General features: G+C 47.8%; 1 protein-coding gene. It reads right to left on the bottom strand.

Features of this window, described 5'->3' with window-relative positions:
• On the bottom strand, positions 1-274 hold a 274-nt coding region (locus tag AAEY75_RS15055), incomplete at both ends, for a HesA/MoeB/ThiF family protein (RefSeq protein ID WP_352260033.1).

Below are 274 nucleotides of genomic sequence, written 5' to 3'. Positions count from 1 at the left end.
CTGTAGTGCTGGCAAGCACCCCTGAATTGGCACACGTACGTTCATCCGCCTCGGCATCCAGTACTACCGAACCAAACACGCAGTGATAGCAGCCGGTATTTAGATGTGGCTCAAATAGTGCCAGTTGCCCTTGCATTGCAATAGCAGATGCCGATAATAATGGAATCTGATAGCCCACACTAATGCGATTGATGATGTCACGGGTAGCAAAATTATCTGTACAGTCTAACAATAGGTCTGGCGTACCGGACGCCATATCAAGTAACTCATAAGC

It is taken from the genome of Psychrobacter sp. TB55-MNA-CIBAN-0194, assembly GCF_040309505.1.
Classification (GTDB): domain Bacteria; phylum Pseudomonadota; class Gammaproteobacteria; order Pseudomonadales; family Moraxellaceae; genus Psychrobacter; species Psychrobacter fozii.
This window is presented reverse-complemented; position numbering and strand designations above follow the sequence as displayed.